Annotated in this window: 23 protein-coding genes; 9 read left to right on the top strand and 14 right to left on the bottom strand. The window is 43.6% G+C overall.

The annotated features are described in order from the left end of the window. Positions 1-5: 5 nt before the first annotated feature. Positions 6-287: an antibiotic biosynthesis monooxygenase family protein gene (locus ACMXYN_RS11225; protein ID WP_415890830.1), complete on the bottom strand. Its 282-nt coding sequence runs from the start codon at positions 285-287 to the stop codon at positions 6-8. 151 nt (positions 288-438) lie between these two features. On the opposite strand from ACMXYN_RS11225, the gene tusA reads away from it, so the two are divergent. Together tusA and ACMXYN_RS11215 are read left to right on the top strand one after the other, a co-directional pair. Continuing rightward, positions 439-678: a sulfurtransferase TusA gene (tusA, locus tag ACMXYN_RS11220; protein ID WP_415884071.1), complete on the top strand. Its 240-nt coding sequence runs from the start codon at positions 439-441 to the stop codon at positions 676-678. Further along, positions 678-1,223 carry a ProQ/FINO family protein gene (locus ACMXYN_RS11215; RefSeq protein ID WP_415884072.1) on the top strand — a complete coding sequence of 182 codons (546 nt, stop codon included), beginning with the start codon at positions 678-680 and terminating at the stop codon, positions 1,221-1,223. Before tusA ends, ACMXYN_RS11215 begins: the two co-directional genes overlap by 1 nt. Positions 1,224-1,297: 74 nt before the next feature. Here the strand turns inward: ACMXYN_RS11215 and ACMXYN_RS11210 are convergent, their stop codons facing one another. The 4 genes from ACMXYN_RS11210 to ACMXYN_RS11195 all read right to left on the bottom strand — a co-directional run bounded on the left by ACMXYN_RS11210 (position 1,298) and on the right by ACMXYN_RS11195 (position 6,378). Then, entirely contained in the window at positions 1,298-3,253 is a 1,956-nt protein-coding gene (locus tag ACMXYN_RS11210) for an EAL domain-containing protein (protein WP_415891897.1), read from the bottom strand. Positions 3,254-3,277: 24 nt separating this feature from the next. Beyond that, positions 3,278-3,916, bottom strand: a complete 639-nt coding sequence (locus tag ACMXYN_RS11205; protein ID WP_415894483.1) for a transglutaminase-like cysteine peptidase — start codon at positions 3,914-3,916, stop codon at positions 3,278-3,280. Between the two features lie 91 nt (positions 3,917-4,007). Next, entirely contained in the window at positions 4,008-5,090 is a 1,083-nt protein-coding gene (locus tag ACMXYN_RS11200; protein WP_415891896.1) for a DUF3080 family protein, read from the bottom strand. A 7-nt stretch (positions 5,091-5,097) separates the two neighbouring features. Next, on the bottom strand, positions 5,098-6,378 hold the full coding sequence (locus tag ACMXYN_RS11195) for an MATE family efflux transporter (RefSeq protein ID WP_415891895.1): 1,281 nt from the start codon (positions 6,376-6,378) through the stop codon (positions 5,098-5,100). 516 nt (positions 6,379-6,894) lie between these two features. Here ACMXYN_RS11195 and ACMXYN_RS11190 point away from each other — a divergent pair. Continuing rightward, entirely contained in the window at positions 6,895-7,098 is a 204-nt protein-coding gene (locus ACMXYN_RS11190; RefSeq protein WP_415884078.1) for a cold-shock protein, read from the top strand. Between the two features lie 90 nt (positions 7,099-7,188). Here the strand turns inward: ACMXYN_RS11190 and ACMXYN_RS11185 are convergent, their stop codons facing one another. Together ACMXYN_RS11185 and mqo are read right to left on the bottom strand one after the other, a co-directional pair. Next, on the bottom strand, positions 7,189-7,368 hold the full coding sequence (locus ACMXYN_RS11185) for a Fe-S-cluster oxidoreductase (RefSeq protein ID WP_415891894.1): 180 nt from the start codon (positions 7,366-7,368) through the stop codon (positions 7,189-7,191). Between the two features lie 167 nt (positions 7,369-7,535). Continuing rightward, a complete protein-coding gene (gene mqo, locus ACMXYN_RS11180) occupies positions 7,536-9,077 on the bottom strand; it encodes a malate dehydrogenase (quinone) (RefSeq protein WP_415891893.1) in 1,542 nt (513 codons plus the stop codon). A 434-nt stretch (positions 9,078-9,511) separates the two neighbouring features. Here mqo and ACMXYN_RS11175 point away from each other — a divergent pair, with 434 nt between their 5' ends. Beyond that, positions 9,512-9,913 carry an SMI1/KNR4 family protein gene (locus ACMXYN_RS11175; protein WP_415884081.1) on the top strand — a complete coding sequence of 134 codons (402 nt, stop codon included), beginning with the start codon at positions 9,512-9,514 and terminating at the stop codon, positions 9,911-9,913. Between the two features lie 3 nt (positions 9,914-9,916). Further along, complete coding sequence (locus ACMXYN_RS11170; protein WP_415891892.1) at positions 9,917-10,330, top strand: tetratricopeptide repeat protein; 414 nt, start codon at positions 9,917-9,919, stop codon at positions 10,328-10,330. A 78-nt stretch (positions 10,331-10,408) separates the two neighbouring features. Here ACMXYN_RS11170 and ACMXYN_RS11165 read toward each other — a convergent pair whose 3' ends face one another. The 3 genes from ACMXYN_RS11165 to ACMXYN_RS11155 all read right to left on the bottom strand — a co-directional run bounded on the left by ACMXYN_RS11165 (position 10,409) and on the right by ACMXYN_RS11155 (position 14,448). Then, the gene (locus ACMXYN_RS11165) at positions 10,409-12,169 is read right to left on the bottom strand and encodes a PHA/PHB synthase family protein (protein ID WP_415891891.1); all 1,761 of its coding nucleotides are present in this window, start codon (positions 12,167-12,169) and stop codon (positions 10,409-10,411) included. A gap of 249 nt (positions 12,170-12,418) precedes the next feature. Beyond that, positions 12,419-13,915: a methyl-accepting chemotaxis protein gene (locus ACMXYN_RS11160; RefSeq protein WP_415891890.1), complete on the bottom strand. Its 1,497-nt coding sequence runs from the start codon at positions 13,913-13,915 to the stop codon at positions 12,419-12,421. A 5-nt stretch (positions 13,916-13,920) separates the two neighbouring features. Then, positions 13,921-14,448 (bottom strand): PAS domain-containing protein, encoded by a 528-nt coding sequence (locus ACMXYN_RS11155; RefSeq protein WP_415891889.1) that lies wholly within the window; start codon positions 14,446-14,448, stop codon positions 13,921-13,923. 131 nt (positions 14,449-14,579) lie between these two features. On the opposite strand from ACMXYN_RS11155, the gene ACMXYN_RS11150 reads away from it, so the two are divergent. Continuing rightward, positions 14,580-14,828: a glutaredoxin family protein gene (locus ACMXYN_RS11150; protein ID WP_415891888.1), complete on the top strand. Its 249-nt coding sequence runs from the start codon at positions 14,580-14,582 to the stop codon at positions 14,826-14,828. On the opposite strand, the gene ACMXYN_RS11145 is transcribed toward ACMXYN_RS11150, so the two are convergent. Beyond that, entirely contained in the window at positions 14,821-15,618 is a 798-nt protein-coding gene (locus tag ACMXYN_RS11145; protein WP_415891887.1) for a TatD family hydrolase, read from the bottom strand. The genes ACMXYN_RS11150 and ACMXYN_RS11145 overlap by 8 nt on opposite strands. A 25-nt stretch (positions 15,619-15,643) precedes the next feature. Continuing rightward, the gene (locus ACMXYN_RS11140; protein ID WP_415891886.1) at positions 15,644-17,608 is read right to left on the bottom strand and encodes a transglycosylase SLT domain-containing protein; all 1,965 of its coding nucleotides are present in this window, start codon (positions 17,606-17,608) and stop codon (positions 15,644-15,646) included. Positions 17,609-17,755: 147 nt separating this feature from the next. On the opposite strand from ACMXYN_RS11140, the gene ACMXYN_RS11135 reads away from it, so the two are divergent. Then, positions 17,756-19,648 (top strand): ATP-binding cassette domain-containing protein, encoded by a 1,893-nt coding sequence (locus ACMXYN_RS11135; RefSeq protein WP_415891885.1) that lies wholly within the window; start codon positions 17,756-17,758, stop codon positions 19,646-19,648. Positions 19,649-19,655: 7 nt separating this feature from the next. Here ACMXYN_RS11135 and ACMXYN_RS11130 read toward each other — a convergent pair whose 3' ends face one another. Then, positions 19,656-20,096 carry a universal stress protein gene (locus ACMXYN_RS11130; protein ID WP_415890848.1) on the bottom strand — a complete coding sequence of 147 codons (441 nt, stop codon included), beginning with the start codon at positions 20,094-20,096 and terminating at the stop codon, positions 19,656-19,658. Between the two features lie 226 nt (positions 20,097-20,322). On the opposite strand from ACMXYN_RS11130, the gene ACMXYN_RS11125 reads away from it, so the two are divergent. Both ACMXYN_RS11125 and ACMXYN_RS11120 read left to right on the top strand, forming a co-directional pair. Then, the gene (locus ACMXYN_RS11125; RefSeq protein ID WP_415891884.1) at positions 20,323-20,841 is read left to right on the top strand and encodes a hypothetical protein; all 519 of its coding nucleotides are present in this window, start codon (positions 20,323-20,325) and stop codon (positions 20,839-20,841) included. Beyond that, positions 20,841-21,065: a DUF1653 domain-containing protein gene (locus ACMXYN_RS11120; RefSeq protein ID WP_415891883.1), complete on the top strand. Its 225-nt coding sequence runs from the start codon at positions 20,841-20,843 to the stop codon at positions 21,063-21,065. Before ACMXYN_RS11125 ends, ACMXYN_RS11120 begins: the two co-directional genes overlap by 1 nt. Here ACMXYN_RS11120 and ACMXYN_RS11115 read toward each other — a convergent pair. Further along, complete coding sequence (locus tag ACMXYN_RS11115; protein ID WP_415891882.1) at positions 21,062-21,766, bottom strand: DNA topoisomerase I; 705 nt, start codon at positions 21,764-21,766, stop codon at positions 21,062-21,064. The genes ACMXYN_RS11120 and ACMXYN_RS11115 overlap by 4 nt on opposite strands. Positions 21,767-21,845 lie beyond the last annotated feature (79 nt).

The raw sequence follows: 21,845 nt of genomic DNA, 5'->3' as shown, positions 1-21,845 counted from the left end.
GCAACTTAGTGTTCGAAAACGGTGACTTTTTCTTCTGTTTCCAACATGGGATTAATTGTCGCCATCATTTCCTGGCGTTCTGACGATGTCGACCAGCGCTGCCAGTCTTGTAAGGTTCTGTAGTTTGCTACGACTAAACGGTGGTTTGGATCTCTGGTGTTTTTCAGGGCTTCGCCAGAAATGAAACCATGTGCTTGCATCGCTAATTGCAGCGTTTCTCGTGCAGCTTTTTCATAGTGTGCGCCTAAGTCATCGGCAATATGTCGTTCGATAAGTACTCGAATCATATGATCTCTCCATCTAAAAACTACGTTCCATACATATAGAATGGATTATTTTTATTTTAAAAGCGACTTTAGTTGCTTAATTACTGATTAAATGACTTTTGCTGTCATAGGTAATTTGAGACAATACGCATCTTTCTGCAAGAGATAAAACATGACGGACATCAAAGCCGACCATATTCTTGATGCAAAGGGCCTATACTGCCCTGAGCCTGTTATGATGTTGCATAATCATGTTAGGGATATGCTGGCAGGGGAAGTGCTGCATATTTTGGCAACTGATCCTTCTACTCAACGCGATATTCCTAAGTTCTGTACGTTTTTAGGACATGAATTGGTTGAGCAGTATGTAGAAGACGACCTTTACGGGTATTACATTCGTAAGGGTGAATGATGTCTGTGGATGTTGAGCAGATAAGTACTAAAACTAGGCAATTAATTGATCAATTGGAAAATATGCTGGATTCTGCGGAGGCGAATCTGACTCAGTCAAAGCAAGTTTTCCAATCAGAGGCTAATCAGGTGAATGACGTAGTAAACAAAACGCCAAAGGCGAAATCCAAAAACCGTGCTGCAAATATGGCTGCTCTGCAGCAGTTGATGGAAGCGTATCCGAAAACCTTTGATCGTAAAAACGTTAGGCCTCTAAAAATAGGCATTCAAGAAGATCTTGTTGCTGACGAAAAAGTCGCTAAGAACAAAATCAAACGTGCTCTAGCGAGCTATGTTCGTTCACTGAACTACTACCGCTCCCTGCGTGAAGGTGCTGAGCGTATTGATATCAACGGTGAGCCAGCTGGTGTGGTGACTAAAGAAGAGTCAGATCACGCGAAAGGCAAGTTGAAAGAGATCAACAAAGTACGTCAAGAAAAGCGCAAAGAGCAAGAGCGTGAAGAACGTATGAGCAAAAAGCTAGAAATGCTAGTAGGTCGTAAGTAAGTCCTACAGTAGATACAAAAAAACGGCGGTATATACCGCCGTTTTTTTATGTTTAGAATATGCTCACCAAGCCCCTAAGCTTTGCTTAAGGGTTTTGGTGTACCGTGAAGATAGCCTTGGCTACCATCCACATTCAGCGCTTCAAGAATCTGTAACTGACTTTCTCTCTCTACGTGTTCTGCGTAGGCTTTGATCTCAAGGCTGTGAGCTACACTGATTAGACTGCTAACAAAGAAGCGGTCTTCATCGTTCTGATCGATATTACGGATCAGTGAACCATCGATCTTGATGTAATCAGGCTGTATTGAGTACAGGTAAGAGAAGCCGCTAGGGTGAATACCGAAATGGTCGACACCAAACTCTGCACCAATAGATTTTAGAGCCTTACGGAACTCTAGAATGCCTTCAATATTGTTCAGTACACTGGTTTCATCCAGCTCGAACAGAACTTTAACGCTTGGGCTGATGGTCTTTAGCTTATCAAGTAACCATGTTCTAAAGTTCTCGCTACTGACGGCCTCATGGCTCAAGTTAATAGTCAGCGGGCAGGCGATCTTCTCATGTTGTTCTAGCGCTAGTTCGATTACAGCTCGGTCCATTTCAGGCATTAAGCCAAGCTCTTTTACTACGCTGATGAACTCTCCGGCAGAAGCGGGTTGGTTTTCCTGATTAAGAATACGTGCAAAGATCTCATCTTGAATCGGCATAGAGCCAGGCTTTTTGCTAAACACGCTCTGAATCTGTAAAAAGATTTGGCGCTGATTGATCGCGTTAGCAACGTGTTGTTTCCAGTCAGATTGCTGTGGCTGAGCTGCGGTTTTTTCTGATGTGTTGAACTGTTTCCACAGTACTTTCGATTGCTCAGCTTCATTGCTGGCGATACGTGCTTCGGACAATAGTTGTGAACTATTACTCTCATCACTGCATTCGCAGCTACCGATACTGATGATTGAGTCTTCGATATCTTGTCCCATCAATTGAGCAAGGTGTTTCCGACTTTCTTGGTCAAGTTGTTCCAGTTTGAGTTTCAACTGGTCGGTATCGATTGTATTAACCAGCAGTATGAAGTCGGCACCAGTCACACGGCCAAGTACACTTTGATCAGAGCCACGTGCAAATTCTTCTAGATGGCTGGCTAGGTGTTTCAGTAGGTTGTTGGTCTTATCCATGCCTATCTGCTGGTTAGTCTCTTGCAGATTGCATAGGTGGATATTGAATAGAGTGCCTCTACCAAAATCTTTACGGTAATCAAGGCGTTCGGCTAGTTGTGCTTCAGTTGCGCGTTGATTAGATAAGCCCGTTAAACTGTCTTGATAGGCGTTTCGACGTAACTCTTCAATATTGCGGGCTTGCTCATCGAACATTACCTGCACTTGCTTAACCATGCGGTTCATTGCTTGTACTACACGCTTAAGTTCACGTGTGCCCGGCAACTTTTCTTGCTCTAGATAGCGTTTTTCAGAAAGAGCGATAGCTTGCTGCTCTACAGAGTGTAATGGTCTTAGTAGGTATCTAATCAGTGAGCTTATAGCGAGTAGGCATAGAATCGATAAAGAGATAAACAGAATGATACTATCTTGTGCACCTTTCCAAAGCTTGTCGTAAGCATAACCCGCGCTACTTTGTACGTAGATTTTACCCACTTGTTGCCACTGGTGAGTTACTTCCCTGAACATGGATGGTGGTGTTATCTGCACCATCGATCTGAACCACTCAGGCACTTCTTCGCTGATGGTTTCTTTAGTTTTTTTCTCAAACAGAATCTCTTCATCCGCATTGGTAACGATAATGCGTTGGTAGAAGCCACTGTCAAAAATAGCATTGACGGCTGTTTCGATAGTCGCACTGTCGTTTTCAGCCATATAAGGGGCAAGGTAAAGGCCTAAATGGGTGGCAGAATCCTGCGCATGTGACTCCAGTTGGTCCTGAAGAACAGAGCGCGAGCTTTCTGACATTATGTAAAGGGTGCCAGAAACCAAACCTATAAGTACCGCAAAGATCGCGGCGATAAGTTGGTTAACCAGTGACATAATAGATACTCCTCATCATTAAACCTACCTTAGGTTAATGTCATTGTTTTCAATACGAGATTGTAGTTTTACCCAAGGCTTTAATCTGTCAGATGTTCCTACTAACGTAGTTCTGCGGCCCATTTTTGAGAGCCATAGTTTATCACCATTAAAGCTATAAACGTGTAATAGGTCTGTACGCTTGGAAGCAGGCAAAATTTCGCCGTTAATGTTGTCCAGAACTAAAGGGGTTGCACGTGGCTTGGGGTAGTACGTTAAAACCATATGGGCTTGGTTGTACTCCAAGGCTTTAACGTAGGCTAAATTCATTTTTTCTACGGGTACACCCAACTCTTTGAGTGTGTAGTATTTCGCTATGCTGAAATCTTCGCAGTCACCGCCGTTGGTGATAAGAAACTCTACGGGTGTGGCCCAGTAATCTTTCTTTTTCCAGTGTTTGATGTCATCGATAAATCGAACTTGGTTAAAAAAGTCGTTTACGCGTTCTAGCTTGTGGCTTTCGCTCTCATTGGCTAATTCAGTTAATAGATTCTGCCAAGTTTCGAGTCGACGTTTTGCTTTTGCGCCGTATTTATTCCCCAATTTCTCAATATCAGCTTTGCTTAGGCGCACGCTTTCAGCATCCACTTGGGTAAGCAGAAGGGCTGAAGCAAACAGTAACAATACAAAAAATGCCGTGTTAAACGATAAGTTGTTACTGTGCTGTTTTGATTTAAAGGCTGGGTTCAATGTCCAATCCGTAGCTCAAAAGCGGTTAGTCTTTCTGTGTCGGCATCATGCCGCAGTTTTTTAAGGTTTTCTGCCAAGCTTCTGTATGTTTGTCCCTAGCGCGTTGGTAACTCAACCAAATGCCATTAGGTGCTGATTTGGACAGTATAGTGGTTGAATAAGTTTCCATTGATTGTGGGATGCTTATAGAAAGTGTTGTGTAATTTTGCAGTAATTGCTGATTAAGGTCGAGCCACTGGGAGGCATATCGGTCAGTTTGTGCTAAATAAGGTAGAACTTCACCTATATAAAACTTATAAAAAACGTTTTCTAAGATGCGTGCCGTTTTATTTGGGCTTTGGTTTCTACATAGAGGGGTATTAGGCGAATTTCGCTTACCTAACAAGTTCGCGGCTTGATCAAGATGGTAAGTCAAGACTTCAAGTGAGCTAATAATTGCAGGGCCAGATCGATTGCTATGCAATACTTTGAATGCTTGGTTTAAGCGATCTTCATTAGGTTTTGTCAAACCAAATTGATCAAGGTTATTTGCGGTTAAATTTACAAGGGTTCGCAAGGCTTCGATGCTCTGTTGAGTACTGCTGTTATCAACTAGAGGTAGGGCAGTTTGCGAACGGCTGAAGTTGGCTTCCATTTCTGGAGCAGTAAAAATCCCATTCCATAATTCTGCAGGTAAATTGTCGCGTTTAACGCGATGGATTTCGTTTACTCTTTTTAGTAGTTCGGTATCAATAGCGCTGGCATTGCGCAAAGATTCTCGGCACTGAGTTAATAAATAATAGAAATTTAGCTCATATTGCAATTTTGTTGATGGCTTGGCGACCTTGCCAAGAGAGCTATTGCGTTCTGCGATTAAAGGTAGCAGGTCACAACGTTTTAATTTCAATACATCTAAAAGGCCTTCACGGATCTCTGTGGTTTTAAGTATTCGATCGCGTTTAAGAGGGAATTGTATCCTTGCTTCAGGGATGTATGACTGAGGTTGGTTTAGATCGAGGGTGTTACTCAGGCGGTAAAGGTAATTCTCCAATACCAGTTCAGGTGTATCTCGGCTACATCCGCTTAGGGATATTAGTAGGACGATAAGAATAGAGAGCCGTTTTAGCATAACTAGGTTAACGATGTTGGGCTTGGCTGAGCAATTGGTTGCTTTTCCAATGTAATCGACTAATTAACAGTATAGCGCCAATGGTTAAACCAATAAGTAAACCAATCCAGAACCCTTTTGGGCCCATCGCCGCAGTAATTAACTCTGTTTTACCTAAGATATAGCCAGAAGGAAGGCCAATGAGCCAATAGGCGATAAATACAAGCATGAGTGGAACTACGGTATCTTTGTAACCCCTAAGAGCGCCTGAACATGTTATCTGGATTGCATCTGAGAACTGGAAAAGAGCCGCAATAATGATCAAAGTGCTGGCGATTTCAATGATCTGAAGCTCTTGGGTATAGAGTTCGGCAATAGGTGTTGCAAATAGTGCCATCAATGAAGAACTGAAGATCGCTAGGGTTAAGGTGATAATCAAGCCTGTAACTGCACTGAATTTCGCAGCTTCAGGTTTTTGCGCCCCGAGTTGATGGCCAACGCGTATAGTGAGCGCCAGAGATATACTTAAAGGCAGCATAAAAATCAGGCCAGTAAAGCTGATTGTGATTTGGTGAGAGGCGATCATTACTTCGCCAAGATCCGCCAAAAGCAAGGCAATTACTGAAAACATACTGACTTCGATTAAAAGAGCGATACCTATAGGTAGTCCTAACTTTAAAAAGTTTTTAAGTGCTGGCAGGTCAGGTAAAGACCAGCCAGAGAAAGGCTTGATTGTTATAAAGGTTGGTGATTTGGTCAGATAGATAAACGCGCTAATGAACATAATCCACATAACAATAGCTGTTGCCCAGCCGCAACCTACGCCTCCTAGTTCTGGAAAACCAAACTCTCCATAGATCAGTGCATAGTTAAGTGGGATGTTACATAAAAGTCCAAGTATGGAAATTTTCATCGCAGGCTGCGTTTTACCAAAACCTTCAATATAACTGCGTATAAGTTGATAAAGCAGAAGGGCAGGGAATCCCCAGCTTATAGCTGCTAGGTATTGTGTGGTTAAACTTGCTAGCTCCTCCTCTACGCCCATGAAGGCAAGAATTGGATCGCAGTTATGCAGGGTAAAGATCGCGAGTAAGCTTAAAATAGCAACTATGATTACGCCCTGATGCAGTGTCTCAGAACTCGCCTTTTCTTTATTGGCACCTACTAGATGAGCAACCATGGGTGTGGTGGCCATTAAGATGCCTTGGCTAGCAATAAAGATGGGTAGCCAGATACTTGACCCTAATGCCACTGCGGCTAGATCTGTTGCGCTGTAACGTCCGGCCATCAGCGTATCGACAAAACCCATGGAGGTTTGCGCTACTTGAGCGATCGCTATAGGGAAGCCAAGGGTAAGAATTATTTTGATTTCTTGTAGACGTTTCAGGGGATGATCCTTAGATACAACTGAAAGGGGTAGAGTAAAATTTACAGCTCTTCTCGAACCTGTACTGGTTTTAAGTATACCGCGATGAAGCGCAGATAGATTAAATCTTATGTTAAAAATTAAGAGCTTAATCGCGCTAACAAGTTGTGTAAAAGGCGGATATGACAGCAGAACACTTACCGATTAGTCGAGTCTTAGACTATTGTAGAGTCCTTTTTGGTTAAAAAAACATCAAAAAACGCACAAATGGAATTGAATTAACACAAAGCAGCGCTATGATCAGATGATCGGAAAAGACATGGCTGCTTTAATGTTGCGGCAAGGAAACTCTTGGCCTAACTCTTTCAATGCTGTCGGTTTTTTCTATTTAACAGCTTTAAGCAGGAAATCTTTCGTTGCTTCGGCTGATTTTAATTATCCAAAATAGGGTTTTGAAAGATGGCAACAACTGGAACAGTTAAGTGGTTTAACGACGAAAAAGGCTTTGGTTTTATTGAGCAGGAAGGTGGTCCGGACGTATTTGCACATTTTAGTGCAATTCAGGGTGAAGGCTTCAAAAGCTTAGCTGAAGGCCAAAAAGTAGAATTTACTGTGACTCAAGGTCAAAAAGGCCCACAAGCTGAAAACATCGTTAAAGTTTAAGCTGTTGCTACGGGGTTGAAGTCCCGTCCTGCACACGATAGAAAGGCAAGCCTAGGGCTTGCTTTTTTTATTACCTAAAAGCTGTATCGATTAATGAGTGCTACTTTCCAGAAGGGTTAGGATCTGCAGCGCTTCTTCTCTATTTTGACCACAAAATTCTTCTTCAGGTGCAAAGTTAGCACAAGCTTTTGGTCTTTGATCTGTACCAAAGATTTTACATCGATTTTGCTGATCTAAATGCTTACAGCGTTCGCCTGCAGGTTTGTTCAAGCTGGTGATGCTCGGTGCAATACAGCAGGCACCGCAGTTTTCTCTACATTGCATAGTAATGGCAGGAAAGGTTAAAAGGTTATTGTAGCGAAAAGGGCGGTGAAATAAAAAAGCCGGTCATAAGACCGGCTTTGGAATTGGCTCTTTATCATTATAGTTGTATTCGACTAGGCTGCTGTGCCTTGATCTTGCAGGCTGCTATCAGCCTGCAGTTCAGTCTTTTTTATAGTATCAAGCCCCAGCGTCGATAAAGTGCGCTCACGCACGCTATTCAATAACGCTGCATCTTTAGTCAGATCCTGACCGTAAGATGGGATCATCGCATGAATCTTGTCTTGCCACTCTTGTGTAGCAAGTTTTTCTGCGAAGCATGTTTCCACAATGTTGATCATCGTCTGGACTGCAGTTGAAGCACCTGGTGAAGCACCTAGGAGAGCAGCAAGCGTACCGTCTTCAGCCGAGATTACTTCAGTACCGAATTCCAGCTTGCCTTTACCGTTCTCATCTTCTTTGATGATCTGCACGCGTTGGCCTGCGTAGGAAAGCTCCCAGTCTTCATCTTTTGCATCAGGGAAGAAGTTTCTTAGCGCGTCTACACGAGAGCTGTGAGACTGCATTACTTCACTGATCAGGTACTTAGTTAGGTCCATGTTATTCATACCTACAGAAAGCATCGGTTTGATGTTGCCAAGGTTGATGCTTAGTGGCATGTCGAAGATAGAACCTTTCTTCAAAAACTTAGTCGTAAATCCAGCGAATGGACCGAACAGTAGTGCTTGTTCACCGCCGATGACACGAGTGTCTAAGTGAGGTACGGACATCGGTGGGGCACCGATAGGTGCTGTACCATAAACTTTAGCCAAGTGCTTTTTAACGATTTCTGGTTTGCGGCATACTAGCCATTGACCACTTACAGGGAAGCCACCATAACCTTTACCTTCGGAGATGCCTGCTTTCTGTAGAAGCGGTAGCGCGCCGCCACCAGCGCCAAGGAATACAAACTTGGCGTTGATAACTTCTTTATCGCCAGTTTGGTCATTCTTTAGCGTAATAGTCCAGTTTTTATCTTGGTCTTGCTTAAGATCTTTTACTGTACGGCTTAGTAGAAGTTCGAAATCATCTTGAGCTTCTAGGAAGTTCACCATGTTGCGTGCAAGCGAACCAAAGTTTACGTCGGAACCGTAAGCAACACGAGTGGCTGCAACTTTCTCACTTGGATCACGGTTTTCCATGACCAGTGGCATCCACTCTTTCAAGACTGCGTGATCTTCGCTGTATTCCATGTCAGCAAACTGGTGCGTAGCACTCAATGTTTCATAACGATTGCGAAGGAATTCTACGTTCTTCTCACCCCATACAAAGCTTTGGTGTGGTACAGGGTTAATAAATTGAGAAGGTTCAGGAAGGGCGTTTTGTTCTACGAGGTATGACCAGAATTGCAAGCTAACTTCGAAAGAGGCGTTAATCGCGAAAGCTTTAGTGGCATTGATCGTGCCGTCTGGCATTTGTGGCGTGTAGTTCAATTCACAATATGCCGCGTGGCCCGTACCGGCATTGTTCATGCCATCTGTACTTTCATGGGCGACATGATCTAGGCGCTCGATCATGCTGATTTTCAGGGAAGGATCTAGCTGCTTGAGCATGACGCCAAGGGTCGTACTCATAGCTCCCGCGCCGACTAGCAATACGTCTACTGATTTTGTGGTCATAGGAACTTCGCCATTTTAATAATAATAATGGTTTGTGAAGTAGCTGCGGGGATGGGGGCTTGTGGCCGCAACAGTCATGACTTTGGTGAGTCAGCTGTTATCACCCGAGACTTCTTTGTTCTGCAACACCTAGAACATAATTTTATGACATTTTTTGGAGGTTGCAGGATGTTTGGCGCGAATTATACGGATTCTGTCGGCAATGTCTTGGGAAATAAGGCCAAAGGAGTTAGCAATTCGGATTAGATTAATTCTAAAGTATTACATATTTAGGCATGACTACTGTCGTATGAAGTAATGTTTGCGGTCTTTGTGTATATAAATATTCTCTAAAGTTATTAAAGAAGGATATAACCGATCTCTTTTATTTACTTATCTGTTCTGCTCGACTAGTCTGCCCACGAATCTGAAAAGCCAAATACAGGAGCGCCTATATGGAAGATATTATTGAGTTACTACAAGAACGTAATGTCGAAGTTCCTGTACCTTTAGATCTACCTGATGAAGACGATCTTGTTGAGATCGAAGAACAGATTCTGATTTCGCTGCCAGATGAATATAAACATTTTCTGCTTGAAGTAAGCGATATCGTCTGTGGCTCTATTGAACCGGCGACTGTGGCTGACCCAAGTTCGCACACGTTTTTGCCTGAGTTAGCCGCCACTGCTTGGGATATTGGTATGCCTCGAGAGTATATTCCGATCTGTGAGCATGCAAACGGTTACTATTGCATTACCCAAGATGCGGCGATCTTGCTCTGGCAACACGGCGATACTATCGAAGATGAGTGGCCATCGATCTGGAACTGGGCCAAAGATGTCTGGTTGGAGAGTTAATAAATGAACGGACAGATATTTAAACAAATTGAAGCTTTTGCCGAGTCGATGATGAAGGCAGCTGAAGCGGATAGCGAAAAAGAGTTTTATTCGGTTTATGGTGAATTGGAAGCTTTAGCTGAGCAGTATAAAGGTAAGAAAAACGATCACCCTGTGTTTTGGGAGACGCTAGCTGACTTCGCTGAAGAAAACCAAGATGCGATCATACTTTATCAGCAAGCTTATCAATTGGCTGATAGCTTAAAAGAGACGGAGTATAAGGCTTCAATTCAATACTCTTTAGCTCAGCGCCTGATTGAAGAAGGCCAAAAAGAGGATGCACTTGAAGCTTTGGCTAAAGCGGAAAAATTTGCGGGGTTCACTGAGGATCAGGAACTCCAAGAAGATATTCAGCAGTTACGATCTGAGATTGAATAATCGACACTGTCTAAAATATAAAATGGACTAAAACAAAAAAAACGGAGCAGATGCTCCGTTTTTTGTTTCTAGTTCAATTTAGTCGATACGTACTGCTACATAACGACCTGGTGCTGCTTCGATAACGCTGTGCTCATCGTTACCAGGCGCAGCTGGAGCAGCAACTTTCTTACCAGCACGACGCTTCAACCACTCAGCCCAGTGAGGCCACCATGAGCCTTCCTGACGCTCTGCAGATTCTAACCAGCTGTCTGCGCCGTTACCTAGTTCACCATTGATCCAGTAGTTACGACGGTTCTTAGATGCTGGGTTGATAACACCTGCAACGTGGCCACTCGCACCTAGAACGAACTCATTCTTGCCTTTCAGTAGTTCAGTACCTTCGAAAGTACCTTTCCATGGCGCAATGTGATCTTCGATAGTAGATAGGAAGTAGCAAGGGATCTTGATCTTACCTAGATCGATTTTCTCACCGCAGATAGTTAACTGGTCTTTCTTAGTTAGACCGTTTTCCATGTACATGTTGTTGATGTAGTACGTGTACATGCCTGCTGGTAGGTTAGTAGAGTCGCTGTTCCAGTACAGGATATCGAACGGAGGAGGCGTCTGACCTTTAAGGTAGTTGTTAACAACGTAAGACCAGATTAGATCGTTTGAACGCAACATGTTGAAAGATGTGGCCAGCTCACGACCACTTAGGTAGCCCTGATTATTTACTTTATCTTCCAGCTTCTTAATCTGCTGTTCGTCAATGAATACACATAGATCACCAGGATCAGTGAAGTCTAGAAGTGTAGTGAAGAACGTTGCAGAAGCGATAGACGTATCTTTACGTGCTGCCATTACCGCTAGAGCAGTAGTTAGCAGGGTACCACCTACACACCATGCTACCGCGTTAACTTTGTCGCTCTTAGTAATGTCTTGAACTACTTGGGTCGCTTTTAGGATACCTTTTTCTACGTAGTCATCCCAAGTGATATGGCCCTGTTCAATTGTTGGGTTCAACCAAGAAATAACGAAGGTTGTTTGGCCTTGGTCAACGCAGTATTTCACGTAAGAGTTGCTTTCTTGCAGGTCAAGGATATAGAACTTGTTGATGCAAGGAGGCACGATCATTGTTGGACGAGCGTAAGTCTCTTCAGTCGTTGGTTTGTACTGAATAAGCTGGAACATCTCGTTTTCAAATACGACAGAACCTTCAGTCGTTGCAATGTTTTCTCCTAGAACAAATGCAGACTCGTCAGTCATAGAGATGCGGCCTTTCTCAGCATCACCTAGAAGGTTTTTAAGTCCGTCAACTAAGCTTTGACCTTTAGTTTCCAACGCTTGTTGAAGCACTTCAGGGTTAGTGATTGCAAAGTTAGTTGGAGACATCGCATCGATATATTGCTGCGTGTAGAACTCAAGCTTCTTCTGTTCTTGGTCAGAAAGATTCGCATTAGCTGCCATTTCCTGCATTAACTTAGAGCTAAGTAGGTAAGATTGCTTAATGTAATCAAATACTGGGTTCTGAGACCATTCTTCAGCTTGGAAGCGACGGTCGCCACGTGCTGGCTCAGCAACTGATTCGCTGTTTTTACCTGTCAGCAAATTAGTCCAAAGGCTCATTTGGCTTTGCTGATATTCGGTAATTGCACGGATCCAAACGGTAGGGTCTTCCCAGGAGCGGTTAGCTAACTCTGTCCAGGATTGCGTGAACTTAGTGAAAATATCATCACAGCCTGAAGCTGAGAACATATCCAATACTTTCTTGGTTTCGGAATTCAGGTAGTCGATAAACTCCTGAGGGTTGGAAAGTAGGTTGCTATTGTTGTCCATTGGGTCGCCTTTCTTTGTCATATCCGTCCTTCCATCTTGCGTGCTTCACATATTCATTACGAGTATGGAATCGTGGAAATACAAGTTTTACGGTTTAACTCACAATATCGCAACTTTTAATTGCGTTTTCGTGAATATATCTGTCCAGCATATTCTTGTGCGGTGCAATGTATCAAGGTATTCCTTGGTCGATCACACTAAGGTGTTAAGGCCTTGGTTCAATAAATATCATACCGTTTGTAGATAAAACGCATGTTTTTTGTAGTGCTTTTAACTATTCATCCGGTGTCGTTCATCAATCATATCGTCGATATGTTGCAGAATTTTATAACTCTCTTCTTCTGCATTTTGCATGTGCTCTACAATCTCTTTACGGATCGATTTGTCTTTCTTCCAGTTCTGGTCACGGTAAGAAACTGCTTTTAAAACAGAGTGATGCACGGCTGCATGAGGTGCATCCATCAACTTATAAGCTTTAGTGTTTTTAAAGGTTTCAAACCCTTCGCCTTCGAAGTACCACTGACCTAAACGGCAATCAGTATGGCAAACACTTACGGCCTCTAATTCTTCAGTACGGTCTTTTGTGTCATCTAAAGCAACATAACCATTTTGTTTAAAAATAACGTGGTCGGCTTTTATTAGGGAACCAAAAGTGCAGTCTTTGGCATAGGCAATATAACGTTGGGTGTCTTCAGCTGAAGTGGCAATGTCGGCAAATTGCTCTCTAAATTGCTGAACTTGAGTGTTGATCTCTTCTGCTGCTTGTGAGGAAATTTCTGCTTGCTGAACCATGTCTGCAACACGTTCACTGAAGCTATTGATGGTTTCTGTTACCTCAATTGCAGCCTCTTTAGTACGATTGGATAGGGCTTTTACCTCATCCGCAACGACAGCAAATCCACGCCCTTGATCTCCCGCTCTAGCAGCCTCAATAGCAGCGTTGAGCGCGAGGAGGCTAGTTTGGTCAGCTATCTCGGTAATGATCGACAAGGATGACGAAACCTTAGTGCTGTCAGCTTCTAAGGCTTTCGTTACTTCGGATACACTGGTGATGTTTGCCGTAATACTGGCGAGAGCACCGCTCATATTATCGACGCTGCTTTGGCTATTTGCGGCGGCTTGGCCATTTTTCGCAGCGATGGATTCCACTTGCTCCATCTCTTCTGAAATTTTGACCAAATCGGATTGATTTCGTCTGAGGTTTTCAATCAAATGGCTAGTGTTCAGATTGTGAAGTTCTGACTTAAGCTGGTTGGAGGCTAGAAATTTTGCACCTTCTTCCATCTTCTCTAAAGAAGCGTTGATTTGGGATAGGGATTTCCTCAAACGACCGGGCATCCCTTTGTAGAGGGCTTTTCGATCATAACGGCCTTCAGCAACATAGCTAAAGCAGGCATCTACCTCTTTGAAGTAAGACTCCACTCGATCCAAAAGATCGTTTAGTTCCCAGGCGACTTTACCTACTTCCCCGAGTCCAGATACAGATGTAATGCGGGTGCTAAAATCGCCATCATTGGCTTTGATTAGTGTGGTGTTGATTCGTTCCAAGGCATTTATTGCATAGGCGTTAGATTTCAATGTGTAGATAGTTAAGGCTATTGCTGCGATCAATGGCATGATCTGCCAATAGGGTGTATCAGCAATAAGAATGCTTGCCGCTAAAGAACCGAGCAATAATATGTTCCAGCATATGACTAAGCGCTTTGCGCGAGCGCGTAAAAATGGAACCCCGCGGCTGGTACCGTTGGAAAATTGTTTTTCTGACATCCGCATTATTCTTGGTCCAGCCCCATTACAAGTTCGAAATAGTCTTTGCCTAAGGATTGCAGTTTAGAATTGAGCAATTCGATAGATTTTTCGGCTGCCTGACTGCTAGGTATACGCTTTTCTAGTGCTAACATCTCAGCATAAATAGGGGCGACGGTATTTATCGCCTGTTGGCTAGGTTTGCGGCGTACAGAGTAGTAACCTGTAAGCTGTCCTTGAGCATCGTAATCGGGTGTAACGTTGGCAAATACCCAGTAAAAAGAACCATCTCGGCAGAGGTTTTTTACATAGCCAAAAAACTCTTTTTCTTGCTGTAAGGTTTGCCACATAAATTTAAATACGCCGCGGGGCATATCAGGATGGCGAATAATGTTGTGTTGTTTACCTAATAATTCAGCTTCGTTATAGCCGGCGATCTGCATGAAGACGCGATTTATATAGGTGATACGTCCTTTTGTGTCGGTTTTTGACACGATAAATTCATCATTGTTTAAACGTACTTCGTCGTTTTTCGGTATGATCTGGTTTTTCATTCGCTATATAAATTGATGGTTGCGATTAATTGGCTGCGGACTCTAGCATGCAGATTGTAGGCATTCTGTGATCTAGCTCAGGTCTCCGGTCAAACGGTCTGAATAAAAGCGAGTTAGCAAGGGTAAATAGAGTGAGAGAACTGGAATTGATGGGAACAGTAGGTTGTCATCTTTGTGAAGTAGCAGAGCAATTGATAGCGTCTACAGTAGATATGCAGCAGTATGCGATCTATCAGGTTGATATTGCTGATGACGACGATTTAGTTGAACGCTATGGAGTGAAAATCCCAGTATTGTTGGATTTGGAGAGTAAAGAGGAGCTGGAATGGCCTTTTGATCAATCCCAGCTCCAAGAATTTCTTCAGCGTGTATCTAATTGAGCCCAAAGAAATCGCAGGTAGTTCGATAAACATCCTGTTGTAGTTCTAGTAGTTCTGCCCCTCTTAGTTCAGCAACCTTGTTCGCTATATGCGGAAGATAGATAGGAAGGTTGCGGCGAGATTTTGGTTTAGGTTTTATATCTCGAGGAATAAGGTAGGGGGCATCGGTCTCTAACATCAAACGATCGGCAGGAATATCTTTGACCAGCTTTTGTAGATCTAATCCGCGTCTTTCATCACAGATCCAACCTGTAATGCCTATGTGCATATCCAGATCTAGATAGTTATACAGCTCTTCTTTACTACCGGTGAAGCAATGCGCTACGGCGTTTGGGATATGGTCTCGGTAGCTGTAAAGCATTTCCAGCTGTTTCTTGTGGGCCTCTCGTTCATGCAGAAATAGAGGCTGTTGATGAGCGCATGCGATTTCAAGTTGCTTTTCAAATGCATTGACTTGCTGTTCCGGTGTAGAGAAGTTTCGATTGAAGTCTAATCCCATCTCGCCCGCTGCAACGACACAGTTCTCTTTTAACAGCGCGTTGAGCTCTTGCAGTTGATTGGTTGTGTGATCTTTTGCGTAGTGGGGGTGAACTCCCGCTGTGCAGTAGAGATGTTCAGGATATTTTTGGCATAACTCGATAGCTTGGAGGCTCTCTTCGAGTGTTGTGCCTGTAATGATTAGACGTTCAATACCCTGTTCTAATGCTTGCTGGATTACATCTTCCCTATCTTTATTAAAACTACTGTCGGTAAGGTTAACGCCAATATCAATCCAGCAAGGATTAGTCATACAGTTATCTTCTTTTACTATTTGTTTATAAAGCGGTCTTCTTGCTTTGGTTTACGGCTAACATAGCGATTTGCTTATCGTTAAGTAAGCTTGCTTGTCGACCCTCGAGGCGATCATAAATGACGCGGAATGCTAATACACTTTGAACATATTTGCGCGTTTCTTTAAACGGAATGGTTTCAATCCAGATGTCTAAAGGAAGATCTCCACGCTGCTTGAGCCACTTAGTTACGCGGTGAGGGCCAGCATTGTAAGCTGCTGCTGCGTAGGCTGGGTTGTTGTCGAATTTCTTCAACATGTCACCTAAGTAGGCTGAGCCCAGCGTAATATTGATCTCAGGTTTGTCTAGCTCTGCATTTTTCTTATACGGAACTTCATGCTTTTTAGCCGTAAGTTTGGCTGTTTGAGGCATTAACTGCATCAGGCCTCGTGCACCAACACGGGATGTAGCGTTGAAAAGGAACGCACTTTCTTGGCGGGCTATAGCAACAGGGAAGCTGAGATCGAGATCGTTTTTAAGCGCATGTTCTTTAAATAGTTTCGCGTGAGGGTAAGGGAAACGAAGATCTATATGGTCCCAACGCTCAGTTTTTGCAGCATTGATGATTGCTTGTAGGTGCCAACCCCAAGAATTAGCTAGATAACCTGCAAGGTTCTTTTGCTGTTCGTCCATCTGAGACAGAGCGAGGCGCCATTCTCGATTAGCTTCGGTCAATCGACCTAATTTGAATAACTCACCTGCGCGGGCTGCAGCCGGTAATTTGGCTAACTCATCTAGCTGTTCTTGAGTTACAGCATCTGATTTAGCGTTAAGCTGGAAAGGACTTTGGTTTAACTCTGCGGCTAAGAAACCGTAAAAGCTCCGGTCTTTAGCAACTTCGGCGATTTTTTCTTTCTGGTCGGTCTCGGGCTTGAGGTGTCTTTCAGCAATGAGAGACCAGTATTGCCATTTAGAATCTTTTTTCTCTTCTTCATTGAGATGGTTAGTTGCCTCTAAAACAGTTTTCCAGTCTTGTTTAGCTAGGGCATTTCGAATACGTCGCTCTGTTAGTTCCTCAATGCGGTATTCAGGGTCAAGCTGCTTGCTCAACTTGATGGCTTGGCTGTGATAGGTCCAATTAAGGCGCTCACCCATGTACAGGCTAACTTTATCTTGATCGACCTGCGGCATCAGCCCGTCGCGCTTTTTAATCCAGGTTTGAGTGGCTGTTATTGGTTGCTTTCGATACCAGCGTTTATACGCGATGGCAGCGGCTATAGGGCGTTGAGCTTTATCTATCTTATTTAAAGTTGAGCCATTAACGAGTTCTGGCGAGTTGTAAAGTTTCCAGAAAAGTTCTGCTTGTTGTTTCTGTTTTTTATCTTTGATCTTCTTGGTTAGGTAGCGAGCGAGTTTGATCTCATTTTGTTCAACGCTCATCCAAAATCGTTGGGATGCTTCATTTGATGTCGGTCGCCCAGTAGCCATCCAGGCTTTAAATAGAGTGTCGCAGGTTGTTGGTTGAGAGTTGCTAACCATCCAAAGTTTTGGCGCTTGATAAAGCGCAGCCTCTTTCTGCTTAGAATTACCATTGAGTAGCGCAGTTTGCTGTTGGCACTGATAGTGAACACTAGTAATTGGGTGATTTCTATAATGCTTACGGTAGGTTTCCCATTTGCTGTTTCTGGCGAGGTGATTTAACCAAGTACGGTTAAGTCGGTCGGCAATAGGTAGTTCTGGGTACTTTTTAATAAATACTGAGATATTGGCTGAATTGGATTTATAAAGCCTTTTTAGCTCGTATTGATAATCTAAATAAGGCGCCAAAGGGTAATCTGCAAGTGCTTTTCGAGCCTTCTTAAAAGATTGTGATTTGTTCTGCTTTAGGTAAGTTTCAGCTTGCAGAAATTGTTTGCGTTGTTGCTCGATGGAAGCGTGCGAAAGCGGTGCTGTAATGAGTAGCGATGTTAAAGTGAATACACCGGTTGTTGTTTGCCAAAAAGGTTTCATTTTCAAGTCCTATGAATAATCCATTATCACTTTATACGATAGATTAACGGCTTAATTAAATAATAATTTACCTGAATGCAGCATTTTCATGCATATCTGCCGAAAATGAGTAGAATAGCGGCCTCAATGAACAAAAGCTGACCTATCATGCCTCTGATTCGACTCGATAAAATATCCATGGCCTTTGGTGCCAAGCCACTTCTCGATAACGTTGATTTTCAAATTGACCCCGGTGAACGGGTTGCTTTGGTCGGCATGAATGGTGCTGGTAAGTCAACACTGTTAAAGCTGGTAGCAGGTCATCACAAAGCGGACGGTGGCGAGTTTTGGGTATCGCCAACTTGTCGAATTGCTGAATTACCTCAGGCTATGCCAGCGGCAGATGAACGTTTAGTACGTGATGTGGTCACTGCGGGTTTGGGTGATATTCAAAAGCTACGTCAGGATTATGATGAGCTTGCTGCATCTGAAAATGCAGACATGAAGGTGCTGGACAAGCTTCAGCATCAGATTGAAGCTGTGGATGGTTGGCACTTAGAACAACGTGTTCAGCGTGTGATTGAGCAGTTAGATCTTCCTGGCGACAAGTTAATGTCTGAGTTGTCAGGTGGTTGGCGTCGTCGTACCGCATTAGGTGCCGCTTTAGTTCAGAATCCTGATCTTTTATTACTCGATGAGCCTACCAACCATTTAGATATCGAGACTATCGAATGGCTAGAGCAGCAGTTGCTTGAATTTAAAGGTGGCTTGTTGATTATCTCTCACGATAGAGCGTTGGTGGACCGCTTGGCGACTCGTATTGTAGAGCTTGATCGTGGTGTTCTTTCATCGTTCCCAGGTAGCTATTCTGCTTACATGGATCTTAAGCAAAAGATGCTTGAGGATGAAGAAAAGCAGAACGCTCTATTCGATAAGCGTCTGGCACAAGAAGAAACTTGGATTCGTCAAGGCATTAAAGCGCGTCGAACCCGTAATGAAGGGCGTGTCCGAGCCCTTAAAAAGATGCGTAATGAGCGAGCGGATCGACGTGAACGTGGCGGTAAGGCTAAGTTCTCTTTAGAGGAAGCGGCTCGTAGCGGCAAGCTAGTTGCTGAACTCAAAGATGTGTCTTTGGGTTATGCTGGCAAGCCATTGTTTAGTAACTTTGATTTTGTCTTGCAACGCGGTGATCGTATCGGTCTTATTGGGCCAAATGGTGCCGGTAAGAGTAGTTTGTTAAGTGTGCTTTTAGGTAAGCAATCTCCAGATCAAGGTGAAGTGAAGCTCGGTACGAATCTGAAAATTGCTTATTTTGATCAGTTACGTGCGCAAGTTGATCCTGAAAAAACAGTGATGGATAACATCGCTGAAGGTCGAGAAAGTATAAGTATCAATGGCCGTGATCGTCACCTGATCAGTTACTTGAATGACTTTATGTTTGCGCCTGAAAGAGCGCGGACGCCTGTAAAAGCATTATCCGGTGGAGAGACAAACAGGGTTTTGCTAGCCAAGCTTTTTAGTCAGCCAGCAAACCTGTTAGTGCTGGATGAGCCAACCAACGATCTGGATATTGAAACGCTAGAGTTGCTCGAAGAGATTATTCTGGATTTTGATGGCACGATTCTTCTCGTAAGCCATGACCGTTCTTTCTTGGATAATGTGGTCACTAGCACCTTGGTATTCGAAGGTGACGGCGAACTGAATGAATATGTTGGTGGTTATCAAGATTGGTTGAGGCAGCGCCCGGAGCCTGTCAAACAGGAGAGTAAACAGCCTAAGGCTGAAAAGCCACAAGTCAAAGAAACAGCGTCTTCTCAGCCTGCGAAGAAGAAAAAGCTAAGTTACAAACTACAGCGTGAATTAGATGAGCTCCCTGCGAAATTAGAGCAAGCGGAAGTGACGCTGGAAACGTTGCAAGCGGAAACAGCCGCTCCTGATTTTTATCAGCAGGATCACGAATTCGTGAGTCAAAAGCTCAGTGAGCTACAAGATCAGGAATCACTGGTTGAGCAACTGATGGACCGCTGGGTCGAGTTGGAAGCATTGCAGGAAGGGGAGTAACCCCTTCCTAGTCTTGATCCTGAATTCTGACTGCTAAAACATCGCACTTAGCACCATGTAAAACGCCGTTAGCGGTTGAACCTAGTAGAAGGGCGATACCGTGACGGCCGTGGCTGCCTACAATAACTAGGTCTATATCATAATCGTCGGCGAGTCGGTGGATCTCTGATTCTGTTTGACCCGTTACCACTAACTGTTCAGTGACCGGATAATCTAGGGTTTCACAATAGCGCTTGAGCTTTTGCTGGGCGTGTTTGTCTAGCTGCTCCTGTATTGAGGTTAGATCCATCGGAACATCGCCCCCATAAGCAAAACTGAGTGGTTCAATAACGTGAACTGCATAGAGCTGTGCGTCGTTCGCTTTTGCAAGTTCATAGGCTTTACTTTTGAGCTGATCAGATTCGCTTGAGAGGTCTAAAGCTAAAAGTATCTTGGAATAAGTTCCCATAACTGCATCTCCACTAGCAAAGTGTTTAAGGCTGTTGAGAGTGACTTACAGACTCTTTTAACAGATTAGCATAGAGCGTTGCTGTACGTACTCTGGTAAACTCGCGGCAGCTGATTTCTATCAATATTTTAATAGGTTGTATTATTTCTGGGTGTTTTACGCCAGTCATGTACAGCCTGCTATTCAATGTTTCCGAGCGTACGGTAATTGGGCTGAGGGTTTAGTAATGGAATGGATGATAATCGTCCTGATAATGATGTCTTTGTTAGGCTCAATGATGTGGGTCATGCCCACTAAAAAGCAAAAATACCAAGCATCTCTAAGGCTTAAAGCAAAAGCGCTGGGCTTCCAAATACAACTCGAAAAGATGAAGCCGCCTAGAGCACAGGGAGAAATGGAGCCAGATGAGCGTAATATGACCGCTTATCGAGTTTTGCGTGAAGGCTTAAGCCGTGAGCAGAAAAATAGCTTCAATACTTGGCAAGTGTTCCGGGTCGAGTCCATTGCTAATATCGGTTTGAATGCGGGCTGGTGCTGGGCTCAAGGTGAGCGCACTTTATCTGAACCGCAATTAGATAAGTTAAATGCACTGTTGGAGGAGCTTCCGAAGGGTGTTTTTTCTTTAGAATCAACGCCAGCTTATGTCGGTGTCCATTGGGATGAAGCGGGAAACAGTGATAAAGGTGAAGTGATAATGGAATCCCTTTATCAACAACTCAAAGAATTTAGTGAGGGCAATTTTTGATGTTACCACCGGTGGAAGTACCTGCAGGTCGTTATCAGCACTATAAAGGACCTGAATATATTGTATTAGATGTGGCGCGACATTCTGAGACTGAAGAGTGGCTGGTGGTCTACAAGCTGGGGTACGGTGATGAATCTACCTGGGTGCGCCCGTTAGGTATGTTTGTTGAGACGGTAACCCTAGAAGACGGCTCAGTTGTCCCTCGTTTTAAGAAAATCGCTTAAAGAAGGCGATCTAAAGAGTCCGCTAAAGTCCCTTGAGACCTCGGTTTTCTGGGTTGGATCTCTTCAATTAGTTTATCTACTGTATCTAGACGCGGTTTTTTAACTGTATGAGGGATGTTGGCTCTTACTAGTAAAGCTTTGGCGTGACGGTAATGGGAAACTGCCGTCATGGAGTCTTCGTTCTGTAAAAAGCGATTGCCTTGGCTTACATGAGCGTCTGCAACCACTGTAATGCGTAGCCAATAAAGTTCTTGTTTATAGCTCTGAGCTAGGGTGAGAGTAATCTTCCCTCCTCTTGCCAGTTGGACTACGAGCTTTTCAGCAAAGTTAATATAGATCTGCGCGCGTTTCAGTGCCTTGTCGCTATCGAAGACCTCTGCGGAAGCGAATGCTTTGTCTGCGGTATCTTTCTGCTGAGTGAGGGAATTAAACAGTTCCGAGTCTGGTGCTAGCATAGCAACCTCTTCGAGAAGAGAGGTTGCATGCTCATTAATCTTTTGAATGATTTCTGGTTTGCAGTCTGCTTCGCGCAGCACAGCAATTGCCTGCAGAATATGTTCTGCCTGTCCTTTTAGCCAAGTAAGACGCTGATCTTTAGCTTCTTCCTGCTGCTCTCGAGTCGTAATTACAAAATTCACAGTAATAGCGACTAAGCCGACCACTGCGATAAGAATTACAAATAAAAGATTATCGTTAAGCATCAGTATTTTCTGGACGATTAAATTATTGTTAATTATGGTGAATATTGTGGCTTGTAAGTGCTGATAGGTAAAGTTCTTG

Origin of the sequence: Neptuniibacter sp. PT8_73 (genome assembly GCF_047778045.1) — a bacterium.
In the GTDB taxonomy this organism is placed as follows: Bacteria; Pseudomonadota; Gammaproteobacteria; order Pseudomonadales; family Balneatricaceae; genus Neptuniibacter.
The sequence above is the reverse complement of the archived record's forward strand: the minus strand, read 5'-3'. Positions and strand labels throughout refer to the sequence as shown.